The organism is Faecalibacterium sp. An121 (assembly GCF_002160915.1).
In the GTDB taxonomy this organism is placed as follows: Bacteria; Bacillota; Clostridia; order Oscillospirales; family Ruminococcaceae; genus Faecalibacterium; species Faecalibacterium avium.
The window spans coordinates 188,179-213,738 of the sequence record NZ_NFLM01000001.1 but is presented as its reverse complement, the minus strand read 5'-3'; the positions used below and the strand labels follow the sequence as shown (position 1 = coordinate 213,738).

The following is a 25,560-nucleotide window of genomic DNA, read 5'->3' as shown; positions in this document are numbered from 1 at the left end:
AATCATAATAGCAGAGATAATTCCACGGAGCAATGGAGTAAATGTTAAAAATCGAGTTTATAAAATTAACCTAAGATCAATAAGAGGACAGAGTAATCAATTTGCCGGTGTATCCTAAGGCTAGGGTAAATAAAATGCCCTCCCAGAACAGGGAGGGCAGGACAACGATCTATGGGCCATTTACTCCCAACGGGCCAGTTCTTTCTCCCAATCTATGGCACCTTTTGGGAGAAACGTTTTTATGGTGAGTCGGCGTCCACCACATCGTACACGTCCGACGGTTTGAGTTTAAGCCTATGGTCAAGAAACTTCTCAATGTCAAAGAGATTCTTCTTGTCGTAATCTCCGGTCAGCTTGTAATTGGGGTGCTGGGTCAGATCATACTTGTCAGACAAAAAGGGCCGGACGCCGCGCAGCTGCAGGATACACTTGCCGCCGTCCATAACAGCCAGTTCGTCTCGGCTCATGAGCTCGTGACCCGTCTTTTGGTACGATGTGCCGTAGCTGGGACTGTTGCCGCGGGTGTCGGAAGTGTTGTAGAGGTCGATGGTTTCACGGCCCAGAGTCGCCGACAGCTCTTTCAGCGTGGTGTTTTCCGAGCCGCCCAGAAAAATCTGCGAGTCCATGTTCCCGATGATGGTGTCCGCATTGTCCTTATACAGTGCCTTGAGCTGGGACTGCGCCTGCAAGACCAGGCAGGCCGAAATCTCCCGGCTGCGGATGGTGGCCACCAGCTTCTCCAGATTGGGTATCTGCCCGATGTTGGCGCACTCGTCGATGAGGCACCGCACATGGACGGGCAGCCGCCCGCCGTACACATCATCGGCCTTCTCGCAGAGCAGGTTGAATAGCTGGGTGTACACCATGGAGATCAGGAAATTAAACGTGGAATCTGTGTCACTCATGATGAGGAACAGCGCCGTTTTCCGGTCACCCAGGGTGTCCAATTCCAGCTCATCGTAGGCGGTGATTTCCCGTAGTTCTGCGATGTCGAAGGGGGCAAGCCTGGCACCGCAGGAAATCAAAATGCTTTTCGCCGTTTTGCCCGCCGCCAGCTTGTAAAGACGGTATTGCCGCACGGCAAAGTGATCGGGCTTCTGTTTTGCCAAATCCTCGAACATGAGGTCTACCGGGTTTTGGTATTCCTCGTCATCTTCCCGGACCTCCATGACATTGAGAAATTCCAGCAGTGTGGCGAAGTTTTGTTCCTCTGCCGGAGCCTCGTAGTGGATATAGGCAATAAGCGACGTAAGCAGGAGTTTTTCTGCTTTATCCCAAAATGGATCACCACCTTTTCCCTCGCCGCGGGTGTTGGTCATAAGGGTCGTGACCAGCTTCAAAATGTCTTTTTCGCTGTGGATATAGTGAAATGGATTATACCGCATCGACTTCTTGAAGTTGATGGTGTTGAAGATTTTGATGCGGTAGCCTTTCTTCAAAAAGGCATTGCCCACCTCCAAAACTGTGGTGCCTTTCGGGTCTGTGAGGACATAGGAACTGTGCATTTGCAGGAGATTGGGCTTGATCCAGAAGCGGGTCTTGCCGCTGCCGGACCCGCCTACGATCAGCACATTTTTATTGCGAGCAGTCTTGGGGTCTTTGGGGCGGCTGGACATGGTGAGGCGTTCGGTCTGGGTCAGGATGATGTTGTCCTCAAATTTGGGGGCCACATACGGCTCGATGTCTTTGGCGTTGCCCCAGCGGGCTGAGCCGTATTCGCTGCCATGGCGGTACTTCTTGGCGTTTTTGCCTTTGAGATACACCGCCAGCCGCAACCCTGCGCCGAGACACAGTCCCACCAGTAAATCCAACGGGTGAAAACTTGGAACGATTCGCCCCAGCGCCTCTGGCAAAACTCCCATCAGGGACATCACCTTTTCGGAAAAGTCAGCCCCGACAGCCAGCCGCCAGGCCAGGCCCAGATTGGTAGCATAAAGGCCCATCAGGACATAGGGCAGGTTCAGGAGCACAAGTCGTTTGGTGTTTTGGTTCATCGATCACCACGCTCCTGCTTTTTCTCTTTCATCCGGCCAGGTACCAGCTCTGCAGCCAGGGCCTTGAACTGCTGCAAACGCTCCAGAACACTGGGGCGCTTTTCTTTTTGGACCAGCTTGGCGGAGTAGTCCTTGAAGGCGGCGGTCAGAGTATCCGCGTCCCGCGCCTTGAAGAAAACCAGATATCGCGGCGGGTCATCGTGGTTCTTGGTGATGGCGTAGTCCACACCGTACTTGTCCAAAATCCGCTTGAAGTCCCGGATGCCGGTTTTCTCGATCTCGATGTTGGTAGCCCCCTGGTCCTGCCGCAGAAGCTGCTTGACGCTTTGCTTGCCTACCGGCTTGCCGTGCGTCTTGCCCGCCCGCCATTGCAAAAACTTACGGGCCGCCGCCAGGATCGTCCGACCCGTCAGCTTGGTGGTACTGATGGCAAAGTTAATCGTTCTGTTCTCCACATCTTCCTGCATGGGGGTCATCCTCCTTTCCCGCCTGCATCAGGGCTGCGACGAGAAAGCCGAACCAGGTGCCCGCCGCAAAAAACACCGCGCCCATCCACATGGTCAGTCCAGCCGGATGGCGATAAAGCTCTCGCCGCCCTGCATCAGGATGACGCTGTGTTCCTCCAGGAACTCGGCCAGCTGATACAAGTCTGCCACCTGAAGGGAGACAGTATAGCCGTCCCGGTCGATGCGGAAAAAGACCATGGGGCCGACGAGGTAGGATTCCTCCCCGATATCCATGACCTGTTCCGGGCAGTAGCTCATGAGGACGGGCAGGTTGGGGACACCATACAGCAGGTCGGCCTCATCGAAGCAGGGCAGATAGTCGGGAGCATCCTCCAGCCGAATGACTGAGAGCGGCATCTCGGGGCCAGCCGTTGCCAGATAGAGGGGGCGCTCCGACACGGGCGGGCCAGATACAGGCGGGCTGCTATCTGCCAGCAGGCTGTTCAGGATGGTTTCGATGGCGCAGACCTTCTCAAAGGTCTGCCGTGCGAGGGTGGGTTTCGTTTTGTTCATAGGCATTACCTCCAAATTTGTTCTTTGTGTTTTGTGATTTATGCCAGCTGGTCAGCGTTCCTGGCTGCGCTGGCGCTTTTTCTGCCACTGTTCCAGCAGCTTGATGATGGTGTCCTGCATCTGCTTGGGCGTGTAGGATTTCGGGAAATATTTCCGCAGTACATCGTTTTTGATGGTCACGCGGTCCATTTCGGCCTTCTTTTCCTCGCCCATGATGTCAAAGATGGCGTCGTAGGTGCACTTGCCTTCCTGGCTCAGCTTCTTGATGCGCTGGGCCTGGGAAAGAGACGGGGCGTTCTGGGTATCCTGCATGGCCTCCAAAAAATCCCGCTGTTCGGTAGCCGTCAAATAGGACAGCTCCACAGCGGGATTGAAAGAGATTTTCTTTTGGTCCACTAGGTCCAGCAGTTCCGGAATGAGGTTGGTGAGACGGATATAACGACGCACCGTATCACCACTAATCCCTTGCCCTTTAGCAACTTCATCATCGCTTCGGAACTTCGCCGCAACTTGCGGCGAAGTTAAATCCGACCTAGCACCTTGATTTTTTATGGCTTCCAGCTTCATTTTGTAGGCAAACGCCCGTTCGCTGGGCAGGATGTGTTCGCGCTGCAAATTGCTGTCCACCATGTGGATCACCGCCTCATCGTCGCTCATGTTCCGCACAATCACCGGCATGGTTTTCAGCCCGGCCAGCTCTGCCGCGTGCTGGCGGCGGTGCCCCGATATGATCTCGTAACCTCCTTCCTCCCGGGGCCGGGCAATGAGCGGAGCCAGCACGCCAAACTGAGCCACACTCTCCACCGTCCGCTGCATAGCTTCATCGTCCAGCACCTTGAAGGGATGGTTCTTGAAGGGGTGCAGCTCGGCGATGGGGATTTGCTGGATCTGCTCGGTCTGGCGGGTTTCTTCAGTGGAGAAAATGTCATCGTAACTGGTCAAGCTGATGTTTGCGCCGCTTTTCGGCACTGTGCAGCACCTCCTTTGTCAAGGCTCGGTAGGCTTCTGCCACTTTTCCTTTGGGGTCATGGGCAAAGATACTTTTGCCCTCGGCACTGGTTTCCGCAGCCCGCACCGAACGGGGTATCCCCTGCTCAAATACCTTGATTTTGCCGCCATACGCCTGCCGGATCAGGGCGTCGATTTCCTTTCCGTAGTTGGTTCGGCTGTCGGTCATGGTCATGAGGATGCCCTCGATGCGCAATCGCGGGTTGATCTGCCGCCGCACCTTGTGGATGGTCTGCAACAGCTGTTCCAGGCCCTTGGCGGGCAGATATTGTGCCTGTACCGGGATGAGACCGCTGTCTGCTGCGGCCAAAGCGTTAATCGTCAACATACCAAGGCTGGGCGTGCAGTCCAGCAAGATGAAGTCATAGGAGCGTTTGGAGCATTCCAGAACCTGTTTCAAGACCTTTTCCCGGCTCATGGCATTCACAAGGCTCACTTCCATCCCTGCCAGCTCGATGCTGGACGGGATCAGGTCCACTCCTTCGGCGTGGTGCAGTATCCCCTCCCCTTGTTGGATGGGCTTATCCTCCAGAGCCTTGCCCATAAGCGTGGATAGGGTGGTATCCAGTTCATCGGGCTTGGGCCAGCCCATGCTGATGGTCAGGCTGGCTTGTGGGTCGGCGTCCACCAACAAGACCTTTTTGCCCTCCATGGCAAGGCCAACGCCCAAATTCTCGCAGGTTGTGGTCTTGCCTGTACCTCCCTTCTGGTTGACCACGGCAATCACGGTCGCTTTTCGGCTCACAGAGACCACCTCCCTTCCTGAAATCAAAAAGTCCGGGGCAGAAGCCTAGGGTTAGTTAACACTTAGCTGGTTTAGGATTCATGTCATGCTGCACCCGAGCCGCATAGGAACTGTGCATGGTCATGGGGGCGTTGTAGAGGGTCGCCAGCAGATACTGCCGGATGTTCCGCACCTGGGTGGTGTTCTCTTTGAGGCACATAAGGACAAACCGCAGATGGTCGCCGTTCAGTTTCATGAGCTGGGCTTTCACAACCTCGGCGGGCTTATCGTCGCCCGCGATGCGGATGAGGCGGCGTTTGCTGCACACAGTGTCCACCAGTAGCTCCAGTATTTCGCGCAGCATATCTTCATCGTCGGGGCAGCTTGCAACAAGAGAGTCGAACGCAAACTGCCGGAGAAAATATTCCTGATACCGGGCGCGGATGTTGTTCCCTTCGGATTCCGTTCCGACGGCCACGCCGTCCCCTTCGCCAGAAGGGAAAGGATCAGTCTCACTCAGGTCAGTATGGTTTTGATTATTCTTAATTCCTCGTGATTTTAGCGATTCAAGAGTCGCGTTTTTCACGGTTCCAGAATCGTGATTTTCACGATTCTGGATTCGCGGTTCTGACGATTCAGAGATAAAGTTTTTCACATAGATCAGGCTGGGTCTTCCGAGTCCTCGGCGTTTCCGTTCGATCAAACCGACGCCTTCCAACTCCTTCATGAGCTTGGTAGCCTTGTTGTCCGCACAGTAGAGCGCTTCCATGATTTCTTCTGTCGTGAAGATGATGTATACCCGGCCGGTATCATCCGTCCAGCCATTCTTGACCGAAAGCCCCATTCGATCCAGCAGGAGGCCATACAGGATTTTTGAATCCGCAGAGACAGCGCGGAATCTGGGGTCTACAAAGAGAGCTTTGGGCAATCGATAAAAGGAAAATAGGTCGGCTTGTCCGCCGTAAAAGTAATCAAGCATAATCCATTACCTTTCTTTACCCCAACTGAAAAAGCGTGTCCCAGATAAAACATCGTTTTATCCACGTCACGCTTTTTCTTTTTCAAGTCATTTCATGCAATTTTTATCCATATTTTATTGTACGTTTATTCCCCCTCCAAAGCCCAATTTTTTTGCAGAAAACCAAAATTTTGAGGCGATTACACGTTGTTTTTGTGAATTGGTTTATTCTGTGTTACCTGGCCCGAGCAGGCCCTGCGGGCCAACATCTACTGCCAGATCTCTCTGGCGCTCAACCGCATCTACACCGAATGGTATCCCAGCCGGGGTTATCCCTTCAACATCACCAATTCCACCAGCTACGATCAGTATTACGTCCACGGCCGCACCGTGTTTGACGTGATGGTCAAGCTCACCGACGAGATCTTCAGCACTTATATCCGCAAGACAGGCACCGTCAACCCCTACTATGCCGAGTACTGCGACGGCAAGACCGTCTCCTGCCCGGGACTCAAGCAGTGGGGCACCGTCACCCTGGCCCAGCAGGGCCGCAGCGCCCTGTCCATCCTCAAATATTACTATGGCGACGACATCGAGCTTGTCAGCACCTCCAACATCGCCTCCATCCCCGAAAGTTATCCCGGCGCCCCGGTCCGTCAGGGGGATCAGGGGGCCAGCGTCTTTACCCTTCAGCGGCAGCTCAACCGCATCACCCAGGACTACCCCTTCTTCGGCAAGCTGACCCCCGACGGTGTGTTTGGGTCGGAAATGGCCGCTACCGTCAAGCGGTTCCAAAAGCAGTTCAGCCTGACGGCCGACGGGGTGGTGGGCCGCAGCACCTGGTACCGGATCAGCTACATCTACGTCTCGGTCAAGGACCTGGCCGAGCTGACCAGCGAGGGCGAGACTTCCGCCGGGGACCTGTCCGACGGCACCTGGGCAGGGGTCACCCTGCGCACCGGCAGCCGGGGCGGCGCCGTGGAACAGCTGCAATTCTGGCTGTCCACCATCGCCCAGTATATCGCCTCCATCCCTTCGGTGACAGTGGACGGCAGCTATGGCAGCGGCACCGCTGCCGCCGTAAGGGCGTTCCAGCGGCGTTTCGGCCTGACGGCAGACGGCATCTGCGGCGAAGCCACCTGGAACGCGGTCTACAACCAGTTCCGCAGCATCCAGGTGGACAACGGCATCCCCAACGCCTACCCCGGTACTCCTCTGCGCCAGGGCGACAAGGGACAGAACGTCCGTCTGGTGCAGTTCTGGCTCAAGATGGCCCGGACCGTCTATACCGCCCTGAACAACCCCGCCGTGGATGGTTCCTTTGGGGACGGCACCCGCCGGGCGGTCAGCGCCTTCCAGCGGTATTTTGCCCTGACCGACGACGGAGTGGTAGGCCGCAGCACCTGGAACAAGCTGCGCGAGGTGTACACCGCCATTGCCAACGACCTGCTCAGTGAGAACCAGCGCCCCGGCGAGTTCCCCGGCACCCTCCGCAGAGGGAACAGCGGCCGGGCCGTGCGGGAGCTGCAATATTACCTCTATCTGATGCACACCTATATCAATGAGCTGCCGGCGGTGTCCATCGACGGGCAGTTCGGCGCCGCCACCGAGCGGGCCGTGACCGCCTACCAGCGCCATGCCGGGCTGGAGCCCGACGGCGTCTGCGGCCGCGCCACCTGGGACAGTCTGTACGCCCAGGCCAACATCCTGCGGCTGTCGGGACCGGTGATCACCATCAACCGGATGGATTACCCCGGCACGCCCCTGACGGTGGGCAGCAGCGGGGACGCGGTCTACTATTACACCGTACTGCTGACCCGCATCGCCTACTATTACCCCTCTGTGTCCAGCCCCGGGTTGGTCTCCGATTACACCGAGGCGGTGGCCAACGGCACGCGCAGCCTGCAGCACCTGCTGGCCCTGCCGGAGACCGGCCAGGTGGACGCCGACACCTGGGTGGCCGCCGAGGCGGTGGGCCTGGGCCTGCTGTCGGGGGCCATCCAGCCGGGGGCCGACTTGCTGCCCCAGCTGCAGGAGGAATGAGCCATGGCCCGCCTGCTGATCTATGACAACTACGCCGACCGGGTCTACTCGTACAGCGACGTCCACGAAAACGATTCCATGCCTTACAGTACCGAGCAGACCCTTCTGGTGCGGGAGTTCCGGGGGGTGTCGGGCAGCGACGTCCTCTGGACCACCACCGCCGCCATGGAGGCCTGGAATCTGACCCGCCGGCGCTATGGCCGGGGCATCCATGTGGGCTATGCTTTCCGCCGGATCTGGGAGGGCGGCCATGGCACCCGCAGCCAGCACTATGCGGGTGTATCCTTCGACGTGGGACAGAACACCACCAGCGCCCACCGCACTGAGCTGTTCAACGCGGCCCTGCGCACCGGCGCCTGGGGCTATGTGGAGCCTCTCGCCCTCACCCCTACCTGGGTCCACTTTGACCGGCGCTACGGCACGCCCGCCTGCAGCGGCACCACCTCGGGCTATCCCACTCTGCGGCGGGGCAGCCGGGGCTGCTATGTGATGATCCTGCAGGACGCCCTGTCCACCCTGGGCTATCCCACCGGCAGCCGCATCGACGGGATCTTCGGCACCCTGACCGAGACCGCCCTGATGGGCTACCAGAGCCGCAACTGGCTGACGGTGGACGGGGTATGCGGCTGCAACAGCTGGGCCAAGATCTCCTCCGCCGTGCTGGGGGTAGGCCGGACGGCCACCACCATCGACTGAACCGAACAAAGCCGGCGGCGCGTCCAGAAACCGGATGCGCCGCCGGCCTTTTCAGGTTTTGGGTGCCGCAGCACGCCTCCCCTGCTGCGCCGCTGCCTCCCCCGCAGTTGCATTGACCCCCAAAACGTGCTAAAATAAACGTGCCAAAATGGAGCAAGATCAAGACGGGGCCGGCCCGGGCCGGCCCGCCAGCCAAAAGAGAGGGAATGTAAGGATGGAATTTTCCAAGCGGATGCAGCTGTTCGGAGACGAGATCTTCGCAGCGCTGAACGAAAAAAAGGTGGCCCTGGAAGCGGCGGGCCGCACAATCTACAATCTGAGCGTGGGCACCCCCGACTTTGCCCCCGCTCCCCACATCATGGAGGCGCTGGTCAGCGCCGCCCAGGACCCCGAAAACTGGAAGTACAGCCTCCGGGACCTGCCCGAGATGCTGGACGCGGTGTGCAGCTATTACAAGCGGCGGTTCGGGGTGGAGATCTCTCCCTGCCAGGTGGCCAGCTGCAACGGCAGCCAGGAGGGCTGCGGCCACATCGGGATGGTGCTGTGCGACGAGGGGGACACCGTCCTGCTGCCCAACCCCTGCTACCCTGTTTTCATTGCCGGGGCCAAGCTGGCCGGCGCCGAGCCCTACTTCTATCCCCTGGTCAAAGAGCACGGTTTCCTGCCTTATGTGGCCGGCATCCCCGAGGATGTAGCCCGCCGGGCCAAATATATGATCGTCTCCCTGCCCGCCAATCCTGTGGGCAGCGTGGGCACCCCCGAGCTGTATGCCGAGATCGTGGCCTTTGCCAAAAAGTATGATATCCTCATCATCCACGACAACGCTTACAGCGACATCATCTTTGACGGCGCGGTGGGCCACAGCTTCTTCAACACCCCCGGCGCCATGGACGTGGGCGTGGAGTTCTTCAGCCTGTCCAAGAGCTTCGATGTCACCGGCGCCCGCGTCAGCTTCCTGGTGGGCCGGCCGGATGTGGTGGCGGCCTTCCGGCGACTGCGGGGCCAGATCGATTTCGGTATGTTCCTGCCCGTGCAGAAGGCGGCCATCGCTGCCCTCACCGGACCCCTGGATCAGGTGAAGGAGCAGTGCGCCGTCTACCAGCAGCGCCGGGACGCTCTGTGCGGCGGCCTGCGCTCCATCGGCTGGGACGTGCCCGACAGCCACGGCAGCATGTTCGTCTGGGCGCCCATCCCGCCCAAGTATACCAGCAGCATGGATTTCTGCATGGAGCTGGTGGAAAAGAGCGGCGTGCTGTGCACGCCCGGCTCCAGCTTCGGCCCGGCCGGCGAGGGTTACGTCCGCTTCGCCCTGACCATGCCCGCCGCGCAGATCGACCGGGCGGTGCAGGCCATCCGGGACAGCGGCATCCTGGCATAACAGATTTTTCCCGCTCCTCAAAAAAGGAGCGGGTATTTTTTTGCCGGGGTCTGAAACACTCCGCCCTTCCCATTCGTCTAACAGGCAGAAGCGGCTGCGAGGCAAAAGCGCAGGCCGGGCCGCTGGCAGGAGGTGAAACGCCGTGTGGGAGACGCTCTACGATGCCTTTTGGGACAAGCTGGTGCGCTATTGCTGCCGCCTGACCCGGGATGAGTCGCTGGCCGAAGATCTGGCCCAGGAGGCTTTTCTGCGGGCCATGAGCCGCCGCAGCGAGCTGGCCGGCCTGACCGCCCACCAGCAAAAATCCTGGCTGTTTGAGACGGCCCACAACCTATTCTGCGACCAGATGCGGCGCAAAGCCAAAGAGCAGCAGCTGCTGGAACGGTACGCCCCCGCCGGTGCCGAGCCGGAGGACAGCGCCGCTGCAGCGGCGCTGCAGGATGTGGAGCTGGCCTCTGTGCTGAACAAACTGCCCCTGCAAGACGCCACCCTGTTTTTTCTGCGGTACGACGAGGGCTATACGGCAGCCGAGCTGGCCCGGATGACCGGCCAGCCCGCCGCCACCATACGCACCCGGCTGTACCGCGCCCGAAAAGCACTGCAACAAGCCCTGAAGGAGGACTGACTTATGGCAAAGAAACTGACCATTGATACCATGTTCTGTGACCTGCGCAAGGTGCAGGAGGAGACCCTGGCCCAATACGAAAGCATCGAGGTGGACGCCATGATGGTGGTCGTCACCCCCCGCGTGCGGGAGCTGCTGGCCCGCTACCCCATCCAGATCGACTGCATGAACACCATCGACCTGGACGACGAGACCACTCTGAACACCATCAACGGCAAGACCCTGTTCACCGGCCGCAACACCCCCAACGGCCGCCAGTTCCTGATCGTCAACGGGATGATGACCATTACCCCCGACGCCGGAGACGCCCTGCGCCAGTATATGGGCCTGCTGATCAACGGCATGGTCTACTGTCCCGATTCCCTTGCCACCGTGCTGGCCAGCAAGGCCATGATGAACGGCAAGGTAGAGACCTACCCCGACGGAGCGGTGGTGCTGAAAAACAACGCTGTCATCGACCGGGCCTTTGCCCTGCGGGCCGAGGAAGGCCGCCTTTACTGGGCCGGCAAGCGGCTGATCGCGGTGGACAGCGACCTGGACGGCGCGGCCCTGGCCGCCAAGGGGGTGCGCTTCTCCACCCAGGAGGCCTATCTGTCCGAGAGCCTGGCCGAGGATCTGGCCCCTCTGTTTGATGCAGACACCCGACTGGTGATCCTGCCCGACGGCACCGCGGTGGAACAGGACGATCTGACCCTCAGCGGCGTCTCCCTGCGGCGCTTTGGGGACAGCCTGCTGGTGCTGGGGGACCTGCGCCTGACCGAGGACTGCGCCGAGCCGCTGAGCAACCTGGAATATCTGCAGGTCGAAGGGGATGTCTACCTGCCCGAAAGCCTGGCCGACGCCCTGGATGCCATCCCCGACACCATTCTGGACGGCGAGGTGCACTATCTGCCCGGCAAGCCCCTCTATGACAAGATGGAGCTGACGGTGGACAAGGCCCTGCTGGACGCCTTCCCCGATGGGCTGACCCTGGTGGACTGCAAAAATGTCACCCTGGACGACAGTCTGACCCCCGCCGACGTGCTGGACCATCTGGCCTTCTACAACTGCAAGAGCATCTGCTGCCCCGACGGGCTGCAGAGCGCCGTCCGCGCGGTGGCCGTCGGCCCTGTGAGCATCGGCAGAGACGAGCAGGCGGACGCCGCTCCCGCGGACCCCGATACCCAGCACATCGAAGCCATGAGCTACACCCTGTAAACACAAAACGGCCCTGCCCCCTCCGGGGCAAAGCCGTCTTGTGATAACCTCCCTGTATCGGTCCTGTCCATCCGCATATGCCGGCTGGACAGGGCTTTTTTATGGATTGACGATGTTTTGACCGTGTCCCTGCAAAAAGGTGGCAAGGTTTTGGGCGGTGATCTCCATCAGGCGCTGCAGCGCGCCGCCGGTGGCCCAGGCCACATGGGGGGTGAACAGGGTGTGGGGCGCCGTGCGCAGCGGGCTGTCCATGGGCAGCGGCTCGACGGCAAAGGCATCGGCCGCATACCAGCCCAGCTGCCCGCTGGCCAGGGCGGCGGCTACGGCCGCCTCATCCACCAGGGCCCCCCGGGCGGTGTTCAGCAGGATGGCGCCCGGCTTCATCCTGGCCAGGGCGGCGGCATCCATCATTCCCCGGGTAGCGGGGGTGGCGGGACAGTGGAGGCTGACCACATCGCTGGCCGCCAGCAGGTCGGGCAGCTCCACAAATTCCACCCCGCCGGCGGCATCGGCCGGACGGCGTGTGCGGGTGCAGGCCAGCACCTTCATCCCCATAGCCCGGGCGATCCGCGCCGCCTGACGGCCTATATTGCCATAACCCACCACCCCAAAGGTCTTGCCGTACAGCTCCACCTGGGGCAGGATCCCATAGCCCGGGGGCACCTGCAGCTGCCAGTAGCCGTCCCGCACCGCCCTGTCCTGCCGCTCGGGGCACTGACACACGGCCAGCAGCAGGCTGAACGCCATCTGCGCCACGCTGTACGTCGAGTAGGCGGGCACGTTGGCCACCTTGACCCCGTGGCGGCGGCAGGCCTCCAGGTCCAGATTGTCGGTACCGGTGGCGATGATGCCCACCCACTGCAGGCCGGGACACCGGGCCAGCACCCCCTCGTCGATGCGGCATTTGTTCACCACCGCCAGCTGGGCGTCCCCGATGCGGGGCGCGATCTCCTCATAGGCGGTGCGGACGTACTCGTCGGTGTCGTCCACCAGCGCCCGCAGCCCCGACCAGTCCAGGTCCCCCGGGTGCATCACATAACTTTCCAGGATCACCAGTTTCATGGCTCGTTTTCCTCTCTTTCACTTCCATGTCCGGCCCTGCTTCAGACCAGGCTCAAGGCCAGAGCTGTGCCCTGCGCGGTGGTCTCGCTGTCCACCGCCGACCAGCCCCGCCCCAGCAGGGCGGCCAGCCGGGGCCTGTCAGACAAAGGCACCCATACCGGGTCGGCCCGGCAGGCCCTGGGCACCTGTACAAACAGCCAGCAGGGAGCCAGGCCGTTCAGCGGGCGGATGGCGCGCAGGGCCAGCCCCGCCTCTAAGTAAATGGGCAGCAGTTCCTCGGCGTCGGCATCGGCCTCCAGCACCGCCCACACCTGGCCTCCATGGCGGCCCACAGCCCGCAGCGCCGCCTGCAGCAGCTCGGGCAGCAGGGCCCTGTCCCCCACCGGCGGCCCCAGCACGGACCCCCGGCCCAGGCCCTGCCTGCCCAGCATCTGCCGCAGGGCCGCCGCAGCCTCCACGTCCGCCGCCAGGGGCAGCTCGATCATGGCGGCCAGAGGCTCCGCCCGGGGTCCGCAGATCCCGAAGGCCTGCCCCACCGTCAGCATCCGCATCACTTCGCTGCGGGGGCGGTACAGGCTGGAGGCTTCCCGCCGGGCCAGCAGGCAGAACTCCTCTGCCGACAGGCGGCGCGCCTGCACCGCCGGTTCCAATGTTTGCATTCCACTCGATCCCCTTCCTACAAGCGCATACGCCTGTGGGCCTATTCTAACAGGGAGCGGGTGCAAAATGTGTCACTGGGCGTCGAGGTCTATTTTTTCGCTCAGCACCTGGCCGATGGGCTTTGCGATGCACAGATCGGCGGCTTTGTCGGCGGCGGTGGGCTGCATATTGATCACCACCAGATGCCTGCCCCGGAAATAATGGATCAGTCCTGCCGCCGGGTAGACCACCAGGCTGGTGCCCCCGATGATCAGGGTGTCGGCCTTGCGGATGGCCGCGATGGCCCCCGCCATGGTGGCCTCGTCCAGGCATTCCTCATACAGCACCACATCGGGCTTGACGATGCCCCCGCAGACGGTGCAGCGGGGCACACCGGTGCTGTTTGCCACAAAGTCCACATCGTAGAATTTGCCGCAGTCCACGCAGTAGTTGCGCAGGGTGCTGCCGTGCAGCTCGTACACCGTTTTGGAGCCCGCCGCCTGATGCAGCCCGTCGATGTTCTGGGTGACCACCGCCTTCAGTTTGCCCTGCTGTTCCAGCCGCGCCAGACGCAGATGGGCCGCGTTGGGCTTTGCACCCCGGACGATCATCTTGTCCCGGTAAAAACGGTAGAATTCACGGGGGTTCTGCTCCCAGAAGGTATGGCTGAGGATGGTCTCGGGCGGGTAATCGTATTTCTGGTGGTACAGCCCGTCCACGCTGCGGAAATCGGGGATGCCCGACTCGGTGCTGACCCCCGCGCCCCCAAAAAAGACGATGCTGCTGCTCGCCGCGATGATGTCTTCCAATGCTTTGACCATAAAAACCGCCCCTTTCCAAACGATGCAGAATGTGCTATGGTAAAAGTATAGCATATTTTGTGCAGAAAGGAAGCGGTCAATTTGAATACTCTCTGTTGGCGCAGCCCTCTGGGCCCCATCCTCCTGGAGGAGGAAGGGGGCGCGGTGACCGGCCTGCGCTTTTGCGGGCAGGAAGTCCCGGCCCAGGGCCCTGTCAGCCCGGTGCTGGCCCAGGCGGCGGCCCAGCTGGCGGAATACTTTGCCGGGCAGCGGCAGAGCTTCACCATACCTCTGGCGCCCCGGGGCACCCCCTTCCAGCAGGAGGTGTGGCGCGCCCTCTGCGCCATCCCCTACGGCCAGACCCGCAGCTACGGCCAGCTTGCCGCGGCCCTGGGCAGGCCCTCGGCGGCCCGGGCGGTGGGCGGCGCCTGCCGCCGCAACCCCATCTGGCTGATGATCCCCTGCCACCGGGTGGTGGGCGCCTCGGGCAGCCTCACCGGCTATGCCGGCGGCCTGGAGCGCAAAAAAGCCCTGCTGGCGCTGGAGCAGGGCCAGGCTTTGCAGCCTTGACCCAACAAAAACCGCACCCCCGGGCTGAACCGCCCCATATTGTGCGGACAGTACATCAGTTTGGCGAGCCTTTTTATTGTACCATAGTTGTTTTATGCCGACCAATGCTACGAAGGAGTTTAAAATATGCATTCTGTACGGCCTCCCTCCTGTATCACCGCCCATTTTCCGCAAAGAGGCCCCCCAGGTCGGCCAGGATATCATGGGGCAGCATGCCGTACTGTCCCAGGCGTGCGGCGGTGCGGTCGGCGGCGGCGCCGTGCAGCCAGACTCCGCAGGCGGCTGCCGCAGGGGCGTCCAGACCACAGGCCGCCAGGCCGGCGATCATCCCCGCCAGTACATCCCCGCTGCCGCCCCGCGCCAGGCCTGGGTTGCCGGTGGTGTTCTGCCACAGGCGGCCATCGGGGGCGGCGATGAGGGTGCGGTGCCCTTTCAGCACCACCGTGCACCCCCACTGCGCGGCAAAGCGGCTGGCCACGCCCGGGCGGTCGGCGGCGATCCGCTCGGCCGGAAGCCCGGTCAGCCGGGCCATCTCCCCCGGGTGCGGGGTGACGATCAGCGATCCGGACGCCGGCAGGGGCATCGCTCCGCCCTGGGCCAGCAGATCCGCTGCGGCGTTCAGGCCGTCGGCGTCCAGCACCACCGTGCCCCGCATCTGCGCCGGCAGGCCCTGCACCAGGGCGCAGGTGTCCCCGGTGTGCCCCAGGCCCGGCCCCAGCAGCAGCACCGTTGCATGGGCTGCGGCGGCTTGCAGCATCTCCAGGCCGGCGGCCGCGATGCCGCCTTCCTCCCCTTCGGGGCAGGGCAGCAGACAGCATTCGGGCAGGCGGGAAGCCGCCGCCCCGATCACCGGCTCCACCGAGGCCAGGGTGACGATGCCCGCCCCCGACCGCAGCGCCCCTTCCGCCGCCAGGCCGGCGGCCCCGCGGTAACGGCGGCTGCCCGCCACCACCAGCAGGCGGCCATAGCTGCCCTTGTGGCTCTCTGCCGCACGGGGCGGTATATGGGAAAAGACGAATTCCTTGTTCAGCTGTTCCATGGCGCTCCTCACCCTTTTTCCTGCTGGATCATGGCACGGATCTCCCGCTCCACCTCATCCACCTCCAGGCGGAACTGCCTGGCCGAGATGCGGTAAGCTCCGTGGCCCAGAATGATGATCTGTTCCATCCCGTCCGAGGTGGCCACCCGCACCCGGCGGTCCCGGCCGATCTCATGGGTGACCCGTTCGATGAACATATCGGCGGTCTCGGCCTCCCGGGTGTAGACCACATGGATGTTGTGGTACTGTTCCACGCTCCCCTGGCTGCCCGGCACCCGGTAGGCGTCGAACACCAGGATTAGCACACACTGCCGGAAACCCTGGTAATTGCACAGAATGTCCATCAGCTTCTGCCGGGCGGCGGCCAGGCTGTCTTTGGCAATGGCGGCCAGTTCCTCCCAGGCAAAGATGATGTTGTAGCCGTCCACCAGCAGGTATTCCGGCAGGACGCTCCACTGCCGGCTGTCAAAATCGGGCCGCTCCTTTTTGACGGTGCGGAAGGCGGCCAGCGGGTCACGCTTGATGGGGCCGTAGGTCTGCTCAAAGATCCGCATCAGCTCCGCGTCGTCCTCCAGGCTGGCCCGGAAGGCGGCCCGGCGGGCGGGCTGGTCTTCCGGTTCCGGGCGGGACGGCCTGGCCTTGCCCCAGCCGCTCTCCACGTGCATATGCTCCCGCACCTTGTCCCAGGGCACCACAAAGCCCGCGCCGTGGGCGCAGAACACCGAGTCGGCGGGGTTGTCCAGATCGCGCTGGGGGTCATAGCCCGACGCCTCGATGACCTGGGCGGCGTTGCGGCAGGGCTGGTAGCTGTCGGGGGTCAGGGTGATGCGGCCCCGGCCATGGGTATAGCCCGCCAGCTGCCGGGGATAGCTCCGCAGCCCGCTGACCGGCGCCGATCCCTCCAAAACAGCGGTGTCTCCCGTCTGCTCCGCCGGGCCGAAGGTCCCCTCCATCTGCTGGATGTCGTTCATGGCGCGGCCCAGGTTCTGGGCGGGCAGTTCCAGCCGGAAATGATACCAGGGCTCCAGCAGGACGCTCTTTGTCATCATCAGGCCCTGGCGCACCGCACGCAGGGCGGCCTGACGGAAGTCGCCCCCTTCGGTGTGCTTGAGGTGGGCCCGCCCTGCAATGAGGGTGATCCTGACATCGGTGAGAGGCGCCCCGGTCAGGACGCCCCGGTGTTCCTTTTCCTCCAGGTTGGCGATGACCAGCCGTTGCCAGTTGCGGGCCAGCACCTCCTCCCGGCAGTCGGTGTCGTACTGGATGCCGCTGCCGGGGGGCAGGGGTTCCAGCTTGAGGTGGACCTCAGCATAGTGGCGCAGGGGCTCGTAGTGGCCCACTCCCTCCACCGGTTCCGCGATGGTCTCCTTATACAGGATGCCCCCTTCCCCAAAGGACGCCTCCAGCCCGAACCGCCGGGCCAGCATACTTTGCAGCACTTCCAGCTGGATCTCCCCCATCAGGCGCAGATGGATCTGGCCCAAAGCCTCGTCCCACACCACGTGCAGCTCGGGTACTTCCTCCTGGATGCGGCGCAGCTGCGCCAGGGCGGTATGGACGTCGGCGCCCTCGGGCAGCAGGACCTGGTAGGTCAGCACCGGCTCCAGCATAGGGCTGCCCGCGTCCCGCTCGGCCCCCAGGCCCTCGCCGGGTTTTGCGTCAGCCAGGCCGGTCACGGCGCACACCTGCCCCGGCAGCACCTGGCTGGCCAGGGTATACCGTGCCCCCGAATAAAGCCGCAGCTGATCCGCCTTGGCCGACCACGGCTGCCCCTCGGGGCCGCCGGACAGGGTGTCCTTCACCTTGAGCGCCCCGCCGGTCACGCGCAGCCAGGTCAGGCGGGCCCCCTGCTCGTCCTGGCTGACCTTGAACACCCGGGCCCCAAAGTGCTCCCCCGCGGGGGCGGGGCGGGTCCAGCGGTCCAGGCCCTCCAGCAGGGCGTCCACCCCCTCCAGTTTGAGGGCCGAGCCAAACCAGCAGGGGAACACATGGCGCCGGGCAATGGCGGTGACGATGTCCTCCCGGGGCAGAGGCTGTCCCGCCAGGTATCCCTCCATCAGCTGTTCGTCGCAGAGGGCCAGGGCCTCGTCCCGGGCGGCGTCGTCCGCCCCGAAATCCACAAAGCCCTCCCCCAGCCGGCTGCGCAGCTGGTCCAGCAGGGCCTCCCGGCCGGGGCCGGGCAGGTCCATCTTATTGATAAAGAGGAAGGTGGGGACATGGCACCGGCGCAGCAGGGCCCACAGCGTCTCGGTGTGGCTCTGCACCCCGTCGGGGCCGCTGATCACCAGCACCGCATAATCCAGCACCTGCACCGTCCGCTCCGCCTCGGCCGAAAAGTCCACATGGCCGGGGGTGTCCAGCCAGGCCACCTGGGTATCGCCGGCGGTGAACAGGGCCTGCTTGGAAAAGATGGTGATGCCCCGGGCCCGCTCCAGGCTGTCGGTGTCCAGAAAGGCATCCCGGTGGTCCACCCGGCCCAGTTTGCGGATGGCGCCCGAGCGGTACAGCATGGCCTCGGACAGGGTGGTCTTGCCCGAGTCCACATGGGCCAGCACCCCCACCACCAGCCGCTTTGCGTTGTCTGCCATGGCCGCCCCCTTACAGCACACCGGCCGCAAGGCCGATGGCCACCATGGGCACGCCCAGGATCAGGTTGGACAGCAGGCTGCAAAAAGCCCGCTCCTGCGGGGACAGCTCCTCAAAGGAGACTACCTTCTCATCGATGAAGTCGGCCATCGAATGGGTGCCGCCGTGGGCCTTGCGCTTGGTGGACAGCTCCTTGCTGCGGTCCACAAAGGGCACGCGGATGCCGTCCAGCCGCAGGTAGCTCACCCAGGCCCAGGCCAAAAACAAGGCCCCCACCGCCAGGCAGGGGGCCTCCCAGATGGTAAAGCGCCCGTCCGACAGGAATCGCTGCCACAGCAGGCAGGCACAGGCCGCCCCTGCCAGCCGGCTGACCGTCTTGTAGAGGATGGGGCGCAGCATATCCTTTTTATAAATGGAAAACAGATTCTTCATGGTGTTGTCGTTCCTTCGTTGAGCGGCGCGCCGCGGCGCCGCAGTGATGGTTTTTGTGTTTCTATTGTAACACGTTCCGCGCAAAAAAGATAGCCGCAGCCCTCCGGCAGGTATGTCCGGCCCGGTTTGTGCGCAGGATAAAGGCAGTTTCCCCTTGCCGCGGACAGGTTTCACCTTTTTTTCACAGTTTTGTGGGACGAATGTGCAAATTGTGTGCAGATGCGGTGCGACTTTTCTTGACATCCTTACTTTAAGATGGTAAAATACTAGCTGTGTTAAGGATTCTGCGGCGGGGCACAGATACAGACGATGTGGTCTGTATTTGGGCCTTTTTGTATTAACTGGCCAAACATGAGCCGCCCCGCAGGAATAGGAACAGGCAAAATCTGCAACTCTTGCCGTGACACGAAGAATAACAGGGAGGATACAAAACATGAACGCAAACTATGAACCCCATGCCATCAGCCGGCGCACGTTCCTGAAGGGCGCAGGCGCAGTGGGCGCTGCCGGCCTGCTGGCCGCCTGCGGCGGCTCCAGCAGCTCCTCGGGCAGCACCGCAACATCCGGCGCCGCTTCCGCCCCCGCCGCCAGCAACGGCGGCGCATCTCTGAGCGAGGTGTACACCTGGGAGCTGAGCATGCGTGAAGTGGAGAGCTGGAACATGCTGTACACCCAGCGCGCCACCGACTTCAACGTGCTGACCAACTGCGTGGACGGCCTGCTGAGCGCCAACAACTACGGCCAGCCTGTGGCCGCCATCGCCGAGAGCTGGGAGCACAACGAGGACGCTTCGGTCTGGACCTTCCACCTGCGTCAGGATGTGGATTGGTGCGACGTCAACGGCACCGTCATGGGCCATATCACCTCCAAGGACTTCCTGGTGGGCGCCGAGTGGGTGCTCAACCAGTTCAAGAATGAGGCCAGCAACACCTCCATGCCCACCCAGCTGGTGGCCAATGCCCAGGAGTACTACGACCACACCGTCGAGCTGGGCGCCGCCGCCGCCGACCTGACCTACCAGGATATGGTGGACTTCGGCGTGGGCATCGAGGCTCCCGACGATTACACGCTGGTGTTCACCTGCAAGAACCCCTGCACCTACTTCGACACGGTGGCCGGCTATGCCTGCTTCATGCCCGCCTCGGAAGAGCTGATCAACAGCCTGGGCATCGAGGGCTTCCGCGCTGCCACCAACGCCGAGATGTGGTACTGCGGCCCCTATCTGGTGGAGGAGTATATCCAGGGCAACTCCAAGAGCTTCATCCCCAACCCCAACTGGTACGGCTCCGATGACCACGCCCGCTTCGAGCGCGTCGTCGTCACCATGCTGGGCGATCTGTCGGTGGGTTACCAGCTGTATCAGAACCGTGAGCTGGACGAGATCGACCTGACCGAGTCCAACGTCACCATGATCCAGAACGACCCCTCCAGCGAGTACAACAGCCAGCTGTGTGAGAAGCGCCCCAAGAAGTACAGCTACCAGATGCACTTCAACTACCAGCGCCGGAACGAGGACGGCACCCCCGATGACAACTGGAACAAGGCCATCGCCAACACCGCCTTCCGTCAGTGCTTCACCAAGGGCCTGGATCTGACCCGCTACTTCAGCCGCACCAACCCCATCAACCCCCTGAAGTGCGAGAACGACACCTACACCATGCCCGGCGTCTGCTACAACAGCGACAACGTGGAGTACACCAAGCTGGTCTGCGAGAAGATGGGCTACGGCGCTTACGACGGCGAGACCATGATCCGCCTGCGCGACAACGGCGGCGACATCACCGATCTGAAGCAGCAGGCCATGGACGAGCTGAGCGCCATCGGCGTCACCTTCCCTGTCCACGCCCACTACCACATCCAGTCCGGCAACACCACCTCCCAGGATAGCGCCGCCGTGCTGCGCCAGTGCTTCACCGACAGCTTCGGCGACGACTTCATCGTGCTGGACATCGGCGAGTATGTCTCCTCCGTGCAGCAGGAGATCGTCAACGCCCACCTGCATGGCTTTGTCATCAACGGCTGGGGCGCTGACTTCGGCGATCCCATCAACTTCCTGGGCCAGGAGACCCTGACCGACGCCAACGCTTACTACAGCCACAACTACAGCTATATCGCCAACGTCTACGAGGAAGGCCCCGCCGACTGGCAGGCCGACCTGATCTCCACCTACCAGACCTTCGAGCAGATGGTCCATGACGCCGACGCCATCGTGGATGACGTCAACGCCCGTTATGACGCCTTTGCCGAGGCCGAGGCCTATATGCTGGAGAACGTGCTCACCTGCCCCTGCAACCTGGAGGTGGCTCTGACCCTGACCCACGTGAACGAATACTCCAAGATCAACGCCATGTACGGCATCTGCAACTACAAGTACGTTGACTGGGAGACTTCCGAGGACGCCTATACCACGGAACAGTACGAGGCCTTTGCTGCGGCTTATGAAGCAGCTACCCAGGCCTGATGCTGAAATACAGCCTCAAGCGGCTGCTGCAGTCGCTTATCACCATCCTGATCGCTGTCACCCTCGTCTTCCTGATGATGCGGATGCTGCCCACGGACTATTACTTCACGGAAGACCAGCTGATGAAGTTCACCCCGGAGCAGAAACAGGCCGCATTGGAAGCCGCAGGTTTGCTTGACCCCATCGGCGAACAGCTGATCCGCTTTTATGGGCAATTGCTCCACCTGGACTTCGGTACCTCGCGGAGAATTCAAAGCGGCATCGCTGTCACCCGGGTCATTGGCAGCCGGTTGGGTGTCACACTGCGCCTGGGCGCCATCTCCATCGCCATCTCTTGGGTGGTGGGTGTTCTGGTGGGCATCGCACAGGCCGCCTTCAAGGGCAAGTTTGTGGACTGGCTGGGCACGGCCTACACCGTCGTCGTCAACGCGGTGCCCGCCCTGGTCACCTACTCGCTGGTGCTGGTCATCGGTTCCACGGTGTTCGGCATGCCCACCCTGTATTCCACCCGCAACCCCGGCCCCTCCAGCGTGCTGCCCATCATATGCCTGTCATTGGCGTCGGTGGCCAGTTATGCGCTGTGGATGCGCCGGTATATGGTGGACGAACTGACGCGGGACTATATCAAGCTGGCCCGGGTCAAGGGCCTGAGCTACAGCCAGATCATGCTGCACCACGTGCTGCGCAACGCGCTGGTCCCCATGGTGCAGTTCCTGCCCCAGTCCCTGCTGCTGACCATCCAGGGCTCCCTGCTGATGGAGCGGTTCTTCTCGGTGCCCGGCATGGGCCCCCTGCTGACCGACGCCGTGCAGCGGTATGATACCGCTGTGGTGCAGACCCTGGTCATGTTCTACGCTGCGCTGAGCATCGTGGGCATCTTCCTGGGCGATGTGCTGATGATGCTGGTCGATCCCCGCATCACCATTGCTGGGAAAGGGGGCGAGCGCTGATGGCAAAAGCTTCGGATTTTGCAGGCAAGAAAGACGACGAGCTGTTTTACGTCGTAGAGTATTCGCCTGAGGAGGCCGAGCGCATCGGCTACTCCAACTATTCCTACTGGGGCTCGGTGTTCAAGACCTTCATGAAAAACAAGGTCGCCGTGCTGTTCCTGTTCCTGTTCATCGCGCTGGTCATCTTCTCCTTCGTCGCCCTTGCCGTGGGCAAGTACGATTACAAGGAGCTGATCCCCTACTCCTCCACCTCGTTCCAGAGCCCCAATTCGGAGTTCTGGTTCGGCACCGACAACCTGGGCCAGGACTACTGGTGCCAGGTGTGGTACGCCACCCAGGTGTCCATCCGCCTGGCGCTGGTGGTCGCTGTGGGCGAGAGCATCGTGGGCGTCATCTTCGGCCTGATCTGGGGTTATGTGCGCAAGCTGGACCGGTTGTTCACCGAGATCTACAACCTGTTCGACAGCGTGCCCTATATCATCTATATGACCCTGATCGCCCTGATGGTGGGCCAGAGCTTTACCATCATGGCCACCGCCATGATCTTCCTGGGCTGGTTCCAGATGGCGCGCCGTGTGCGCAACATGGTCATCATGTACCGTGACCGGGAGTACAACCTGGCTTCCCGGTGCCTGGGCACCCCCCTGTGGCGCGTGCTGACCAAGAACATCCTGCCCTACCTGGTATCGGTCATCATCCTGCAGATGGCGCTGCGTATCCCCGCCACCATCAACCTGGAGTCCACTCTGTCTTACCTGGGCCTGGGCCTGGGCATCGACACGCCGTCTCTGGGCCTGATCCTGAGCAAGGTGCGCACCTTCTTCCTGGATTACCCCTACCTGCTGGTCTTCCCCGCGTCCATCGTGTCCATCATTTCCATCTCGTTCTATATCATGGGCAACGCCTTCTCGGACGCTTCCGACCCCCGCAATCACGTTTAAAGGAGAGATAACATGGAGAAAAAAGCAATTATCTCTGCCCGCGACGTGGAGATACAGTTCAGCCTGCGGGGCCGCACCCTCAAAGCCATCCGCAAGTGCTCCCTCGATCTGTACGAGGGGGAGACGCTGGCCATTGTGGGCGAGTCGGGTTCCGGCAAGAGCGTGTTCACAAAGACCTTTGTGGGCATGCTGGATGTCAACGGCAAGATCACCGGCGGCAGCATCATGTACGAGGGCCGCGACATGACCAAGTTCACCGAAAAGGACTGGCTGGGCGTGCGCGGCAAAAAGATCTCGATGGTGATGCAGGACCCCATGACCAGCCTGAACCCCCTGAAGAAGATCGGCAAACAGATCCAGGAGAGCATCGAGAAGCACCAGGGCCTGCGCGGCGAAGCCGCCAAGAAGGCCGCCATCGAGATGCTGGGCAAGGTCGGCATCCCTGACCCTGAGCGCCGCTATGAGCAGTACCCCCACGAGTTCTCGGGCGGTATGCGCCAGCGCGTGGTCATTGCCATTGCCGCCGCCTGCAAGCCCCAGATCCTGATCTGCGACGAGCCCACCACCGCCCTGGACGTCACCATCCAGGCCCAGATCCTGCAGCTGATCCGTGACCTGCAGAAAGAGCTGGGCATGTCGGTCATCTACATCACCCACGACCTGGGTGTTGTGGCCAACGTGGCTGACCGTGTGGCCGTCATGTATGCCGGTCAGATCGTGGAGTACGGCACCGTGGAGGAGATCTTCTACGATGCATGGCATCCCTACACCTGGGCCCTGCTGCAGGCGCTGCCCCAGCTGGGTGTGAAGGGGGAGCAGCTGCCCACCATCGACGGCACGCCGCCCAACCTCTTCAACGAGATCCACGGCGATGCCTTTGCACCCCGCAACAAGATGGCTCTGGCCATCGACTTTGTGAAGGAGCCGCCTTTCTTTGAGGTGTCCCCCACCCACGCCGCCAAGACCTGGTATCTGGACCCCCGGGCGCCCAAGATCGAGCGCCCCCACTCGATCCAGAACCTGCGCAAGAAGATGATGGAGGATCATGCCAATGGCTGAAAAAGAAAAGCTCATTGAAATCAAGGACCTCCAGATCTCCTTCGGGTCCGGGCATAAGAAGTTCGTGGCCGTGGACCATGTCAACTTTGACATCTACAAGGGGGAGACTTTCTCCCTGGTGGGCGAGTCGGGTTCCGGCAAGACCACCATTGGCCGCGCCATCACCCGTATCAACCCCACATCCGGGGGCGATATCCTGTTCAAGGGCCGCAAGATCAACGGCAAGATCCCCAAGGAACTGGACCAGGAGGTCATCCGCAAATGCCAGATGATCTTCCAGGACCCCATGGCCAGCCTGAACGAGCGCGCCAAGGTCGAGTATATCATCGCCGAGGGCCTGCTGAACTTCCATCTCTACAAGGACCAGAACGACCTGCATGAAAAGGTCATGGCGGCCCTGCACGAGGTGGGTCTGCTGCCCGAGTTCGCTTCCCGCTTCCCCCACGAGTTTTCGGGCGGACAGCGGCAGCGCATCGGCATTGCCCGTGCTCTGATCATGGAGCCTGAGTTCATCGTGGCGGATGAGCCCATCTCGGCGCTGGATGTTTCCATCCGCGCCCAGGTGCTCAACCTGCTGAACAAGCTGAAAGCCTCCCGCGGGCTGACCTACCTGTTCATTGCACACGATCTGTCGGTGGTGCGCTTCATTTCGGACCGCATCGCCGTCATCAGCAAGGGCCGTATCGTGGAGCTGGCCGAGACGGAGGAACTGTTCCGTCACCCGCTGCACCCCTATACCAAAGCCCTGCTGTCCGCAGTGCCCATCCCCGACCCCAGCCTGGAGAAGAAGAAGAAGCTGCTGGTTTACGATCCTTCCATCCACGATTACAGCGTGGACAAGCCCATGTGGCAGGAGATCGCGAACGGCCACTTCGTCTACGGCAACCAGAAGGAGCTGGAGGGCTACCGCAAAGAGTACGAGTCCCAGCGCCCGTAACAAAACCCAAAGAGGCCAGCCGCCCGGTGCGGCTGGCCTTTTTCGGTGCGGCCAAGCGATGCCGCGCGCACCTGTGCACAAAAGCGGCCCCTGTCTCTGCCTGTACAGAGCTGGGGGCCGCTTTGCTGTGTCTGTTTGGAAAGGTATGAGAAATATGTCACCCTCCCCGCCCAGTCGCTGCTGGACGCAGCGCGGCTCTTTGGCCTCTGACCCACAGCGCCCCCACCCTTGCAAAAAGGGCGGGGGCCTTTTTCTATGCCCCCAACGCCACGACAAAACTACGGCAGAACGCGTCTTGTGCAGACAAGTTGCGGCCGCCGCCTTTCCGGCACACCGGGAATCAAGTCAAATTCCCGGGAATTTGCAGAAGTTTCGGCTTCCCTGCTTTCCCGTCATTCCAACCTGCACAAAAGCGGGCCGCAACTTGCATCAAAGCCTACAA

The 25,560-nt window shown here is 61.8% G+C and carries 23 protein-coding genes; 11 read left to right on the top strand and 12 right to left on the bottom strand.

Annotation, left to right across the window (positions count from 1 at the left end; genetic code table 11):
• Positions 1 to 239 precede the first annotated feature (239 nt).
• The 6 genes from B5E66_RS00930 to B5E66_RS00905 form a co-directional block, all read right to left on the bottom strand.
• Positions 240 to 1,994: a VirD4-like conjugal transfer protein, CD1115 family gene (locus B5E66_RS00930; RefSeq protein ID WP_087228110.1), complete on the bottom strand. Its 1,755-nt coding sequence runs from the start codon at positions 1,992 to 1,994 to the stop codon at positions 240 to 242.
• Positions 1,991 to 2,461 carry a PcfB family protein gene (locus B5E66_RS00925; RefSeq protein WP_087228109.1) on the bottom strand — a complete coding sequence of 157 codons (471 nt, stop codon included), beginning with the start codon at positions 2,459 to 2,461 and terminating at the stop codon, positions 1,991 to 1,993. The genes B5E66_RS00930 and B5E66_RS00925 overlap by 4 nt, the downstream gene beginning before the upstream one ends.
• Before the next feature lie 93 nt (positions 2,462 to 2,554).
• Entirely contained in the window at positions 2,555 to 3,013 is a 459-nt protein-coding gene (locus B5E66_RS00920) for a hypothetical protein (RefSeq protein WP_087228108.1), read from the bottom strand.
• 51 nt (positions 3,014 to 3,064) lie between these two features.
• Positions 3,065 to 3,982, bottom strand: coding sequence for a ParB/RepB/Spo0J family partition protein (locus B5E66_RS00915; RefSeq protein ID WP_206393009.1), 918 nt, complete (start codon positions 3,980 to 3,982; stop codon positions 3,065 to 3,067).
• Positions 3,939 to 4,766 carry a ParA family protein gene (locus B5E66_RS00910; protein ID WP_206393007.1) on the bottom strand — a complete coding sequence of 276 codons (828 nt, stop codon included), beginning with the start codon at positions 4,764 to 4,766 and terminating at the stop codon, positions 3,939 to 3,941. The genes B5E66_RS00915 and B5E66_RS00910 overlap by 44 nt, the downstream gene beginning before the upstream one ends.
• Before the next feature lie 55 nt (positions 4,767 to 4,821).
• The gene (locus B5E66_RS00905) at positions 4,822 to 5,724 is read right to left on the bottom strand and encodes a DUF6017 domain-containing protein (protein WP_342394988.1); all 903 of its coding nucleotides are present in this window, start codon (positions 5,722 to 5,724) and stop codon (positions 4,822 to 4,824) included.
• A gap of 369 nt (positions 5,725 to 6,093) precedes the next feature.
• Here B5E66_RS00905 and B5E66_RS00900 point away from each other — a divergent pair, with 369 nt between their 5' ends.
• From B5E66_RS00900 to B5E66_RS00880, 5 genes are all read left to right on the top strand, one after another.
• Positions 6,094 to 7,746, top strand: coding sequence for a peptidoglycan-binding domain-containing protein (locus B5E66_RS00900; protein WP_242958049.1), 1,653 nt, complete (start codon positions 6,094 to 6,096; stop codon positions 7,744 to 7,746).
• Positions 7,747 to 7,749: 3 nt separating this feature from the next.
• Positions 7,750 to 8,442 (top strand): peptidoglycan-binding domain-containing protein, encoded by a 693-nt coding sequence (locus tag B5E66_RS00895; RefSeq protein WP_087228104.1) that lies wholly within the window; start codon positions 7,750 to 7,752, stop codon positions 8,440 to 8,442.
• A gap of 214 nt (positions 8,443 to 8,656) precedes the next feature.
• Positions 8,657 to 9,820, top strand: a complete 1,164-nt coding sequence (locus B5E66_RS00890) for a pyridoxal phosphate-dependent aminotransferase (RefSeq protein ID WP_087228103.1) — start codon at positions 8,657 to 8,659, stop codon at positions 9,818 to 9,820.
• Between the two features lie 142 nt (positions 9,821 to 9,962).
• The gene (locus tag B5E66_RS00885; RefSeq protein WP_087228102.1) at positions 9,963 to 10,445 is read left to right on the top strand and encodes an RNA polymerase sigma factor; all 483 of its coding nucleotides are present in this window, start codon (positions 9,963 to 9,965) and stop codon (positions 10,443 to 10,445) included.
• A gap of 3 nt (positions 10,446 to 10,448) precedes the next feature.
• Positions 10,449 to 11,642, top strand: a complete 1,194-nt coding sequence (locus B5E66_RS00880) for a hypothetical protein (RefSeq protein WP_087228101.1) — start codon at positions 10,449 to 10,451, stop codon at positions 11,640 to 11,642.
• A gap of 99 nt (positions 11,643 to 11,741) precedes the next feature.
• On the opposite strand, the gene B5E66_RS00875 is transcribed toward B5E66_RS00880, so the two are convergent.
• The 3 genes from B5E66_RS00875 to B5E66_RS00865 all read right to left on the bottom strand — a co-directional run bounded on the left by B5E66_RS00875 (position 11,742) and on the right by B5E66_RS00865 (position 14,164).
• Positions 11,742 to 12,704, bottom strand: a complete 963-nt coding sequence (locus tag B5E66_RS00875; protein ID WP_087228100.1) for an NAD(P)-dependent oxidoreductase — start codon at positions 12,702 to 12,704, stop codon at positions 11,742 to 11,744.
• 41 nt (positions 12,705 to 12,745) lie between these two features.
• Positions 12,746 to 13,363 (bottom strand): hypothetical protein, encoded by a 618-nt coding sequence (locus B5E66_RS00870; protein WP_087228099.1) that lies wholly within the window; start codon positions 13,361 to 13,363, stop codon positions 12,746 to 12,748.
• Between the two features lie 72 nt (positions 13,364 to 13,435).
• The gene (locus B5E66_RS00865; RefSeq protein ID WP_087228098.1) at positions 13,436 to 14,164 is read right to left on the bottom strand and encodes an NAD-dependent protein deacylase; all 729 of its coding nucleotides are present in this window, start codon (positions 14,162 to 14,164) and stop codon (positions 13,436 to 13,438) included.
• An 81-nt stretch (positions 14,165 to 14,245) separates the two neighbouring features.
• Between B5E66_RS00865 and B5E66_RS00860 the strand changes: the two genes are divergently transcribed.
• Positions 14,246 to 14,713, top strand: coding sequence for a methylated-DNA--[protein]-cysteine S-methyltransferase (locus B5E66_RS00860; protein WP_164474853.1), 468 nt, complete (start codon positions 14,246 to 14,248; stop codon positions 14,711 to 14,713).
• A gap of 154 nt (positions 14,714 to 14,867) precedes the next feature.
• Here B5E66_RS00860 and B5E66_RS00855 read toward each other — a convergent pair whose 3' ends face one another.
• From B5E66_RS00855 to B5E66_RS00845, 3 genes are read right to left on the bottom strand one after another with little or no spacing between them, the layout of a single operon-like run.
• The gene (locus tag B5E66_RS00855; RefSeq protein ID WP_087228096.1) at positions 14,868 to 15,752 is read right to left on the bottom strand and encodes an NAD(P)H-hydrate dehydratase; all 885 of its coding nucleotides are present in this window, start codon (positions 15,750 to 15,752) and stop codon (positions 14,868 to 14,870) included.
• 8 nt (positions 15,753 to 15,760) lie between these two features.
• On the bottom strand, positions 15,761 to 18,340 hold the full coding sequence (locus B5E66_RS00850; protein ID WP_087228095.1) for a translation factor GTPase family protein: 2,580 nt from the start codon (positions 18,338 to 18,340) through the stop codon (positions 15,761 to 15,763).
• Between the two features lie 10 nt (positions 18,341 to 18,350).
• Positions 18,351 to 18,770 (bottom strand): hypothetical protein, encoded by a 420-nt coding sequence (locus tag B5E66_RS00845; protein WP_087228094.1) that lies wholly within the window; start codon positions 18,768 to 18,770, stop codon positions 18,351 to 18,353.
• A gap of 433 nt (positions 18,771 to 19,203) precedes the next feature.
• On the opposite strand from B5E66_RS00845, the gene B5E66_RS00840 reads away from it, so the two are divergent.
• The 5 genes from B5E66_RS00840 to B5E66_RS00820 are packed head-to-tail and all read left to right on the top strand — an operon-like array spanning position 19,204 to position 25,118.
• The gene (locus B5E66_RS00840) at positions 19,204 to 21,231 is read left to right on the top strand and encodes a peptide ABC transporter substrate-binding protein (RefSeq protein WP_087228093.1); all 2,028 of its coding nucleotides are present in this window, start codon (positions 19,204 to 19,206) and stop codon (positions 21,229 to 21,231) included.
• Complete coding sequence (locus B5E66_RS00835) at positions 21,231 to 22,181, top strand: ABC transporter permease (protein WP_087228092.1); 951 nt, start codon at positions 21,231 to 21,233, stop codon at positions 22,179 to 22,181. The genes B5E66_RS00840 and B5E66_RS00835 overlap by 1 nt, the downstream gene beginning before the upstream one ends.
• Complete coding sequence (locus B5E66_RS00830) at positions 22,181 to 23,122, top strand: ABC transporter permease (protein WP_087228091.1); 942 nt, start codon at positions 22,181 to 22,183, stop codon at positions 23,120 to 23,122. Before B5E66_RS00835 ends, B5E66_RS00830 begins: the two co-directional genes overlap by 1 nt.
• A gap of 12 nt (positions 23,123 to 23,134) precedes the next feature.
• Positions 23,135 to 24,181, top strand: a complete 1,047-nt coding sequence (locus tag B5E66_RS00825) for an ABC transporter ATP-binding protein (RefSeq protein ID WP_087228090.1) — start codon at positions 23,135 to 23,137, stop codon at positions 24,179 to 24,181.
• Positions 24,174 to 25,118 (top strand): ATP-binding cassette domain-containing protein, encoded by a 945-nt coding sequence (locus B5E66_RS00820; protein WP_087228089.1) that lies wholly within the window; start codon positions 24,174 to 24,176, stop codon positions 25,116 to 25,118. Before B5E66_RS00825 ends, B5E66_RS00820 begins: the two co-directional genes overlap by 8 nt.
• Positions 25,119 to 25,560: the final 442 nt, after the last annotated feature.

Excerpts from the sequence above, each read along its gene's own strand:
- B5E66_RS00930 (WP_087228110.1), bottom strand. The coding sequence starts at position 1,994 with ATGAACCAAAACACCAAACGACTTGTGCTCCTGAACCTGCCCTATGTC.
- B5E66_RS00925 (WP_087228109.1), bottom strand. The coding sequence starts at position 2,461 with ATGCAGGAAGATGTGGAGAACAGAACGATTAACTTTGCCATCAGTACC.
- B5E66_RS00920 (WP_087228108.1), bottom strand. The coding sequence starts at position 3,013 with ATGAACAAAACGAAACCCACCCTCGCACGGCAGACCTTTGAGAAGGTC.
- B5E66_RS00905 (WP_342394988.1), bottom strand. The coding sequence starts at position 5,724 with ATGCTTGATTACTTTTACGGCGGACAAGCCGACCTATTTTCCTTTTAT.
- B5E66_RS00895 (WP_087228104.1), top strand. The coding sequence starts at position 7,750 with ATGGCCCGCCTGCTGATCTATGACAACTACGCCGACCGGGTCTACTCG.
- B5E66_RS00890 (WP_087228103.1), top strand. The coding sequence starts at position 8,657 with ATGGAATTTTCCAAGCGGATGCAGCTGTTCGGAGACGAGATCTTCGCA.
- B5E66_RS00880 (WP_087228101.1), top strand. The coding sequence starts at position 10,449 with ATGGCAAAGAAACTGACCATTGATACCATGTTCTGTGACCTGCGCAAG.
- B5E66_RS00875 (WP_087228100.1), bottom strand. The coding sequence starts at position 12,704 with ATGAAACTGGTGATCCTGGAAAGTTATGTGATGCACCCGGGGGACCTG.
- B5E66_RS00870 (WP_087228099.1), bottom strand. The coding sequence starts at position 13,363 with ATGCAAACATTGGAACCGGCGGTGCAGGCGCGCCGCCTGTCGGCAGAG.
- B5E66_RS00865 (WP_087228098.1), bottom strand. The coding sequence starts at position 14,164 with ATGGTCAAAGCATTGGAAGACATCATCGCGGCGAGCAGCAGCATCGTC.
- B5E66_RS00855 (WP_087228096.1), bottom strand. The coding sequence starts at position 15,752 with ATGGAACAGCTGAACAAGGAATTCGTCTTTTCCCATATACCGCCCCGT.
- B5E66_RS00850 (WP_087228095.1), bottom strand. The coding sequence starts at position 18,340 with ATGGCAGACAACGCAAAGCGGCTGGTGGTGGGGGTGCTGGCCCATGTG.
- B5E66_RS00845 (WP_087228094.1), bottom strand. The coding sequence starts at position 18,770 with ATGAAGAATCTGTTTTCCATTTATAAAAAGGATATGCTGCGCCCCATC.
- B5E66_RS00840 (WP_087228093.1), top strand. The coding sequence starts at position 19,204 with ATGAACGCAAACTATGAACCCCATGCCATCAGCCGGCGCACGTTCCTG.
- B5E66_RS00835 (WP_087228092.1), top strand. The coding sequence starts at position 21,231 with ATGCTGAAATACAGCCTCAAGCGGCTGCTGCAGTCGCTTATCACCATC.
- B5E66_RS00830 (WP_087228091.1), top strand. The coding sequence starts at position 22,181 with ATGGCAAAAGCTTCGGATTTTGCAGGCAAGAAAGACGACGAGCTGTTT.
- B5E66_RS00825 (WP_087228090.1), top strand. The coding sequence starts at position 23,135 with ATGGAGAAAAAAGCAATTATCTCTGCCCGCGACGTGGAGATACAGTTC.
- B5E66_RS00820 (WP_087228089.1), top strand. The coding sequence starts at position 24,174 with ATGGCTGAAAAAGAAAAGCTCATTGAAATCAAGGACCTCCAGATCTCC.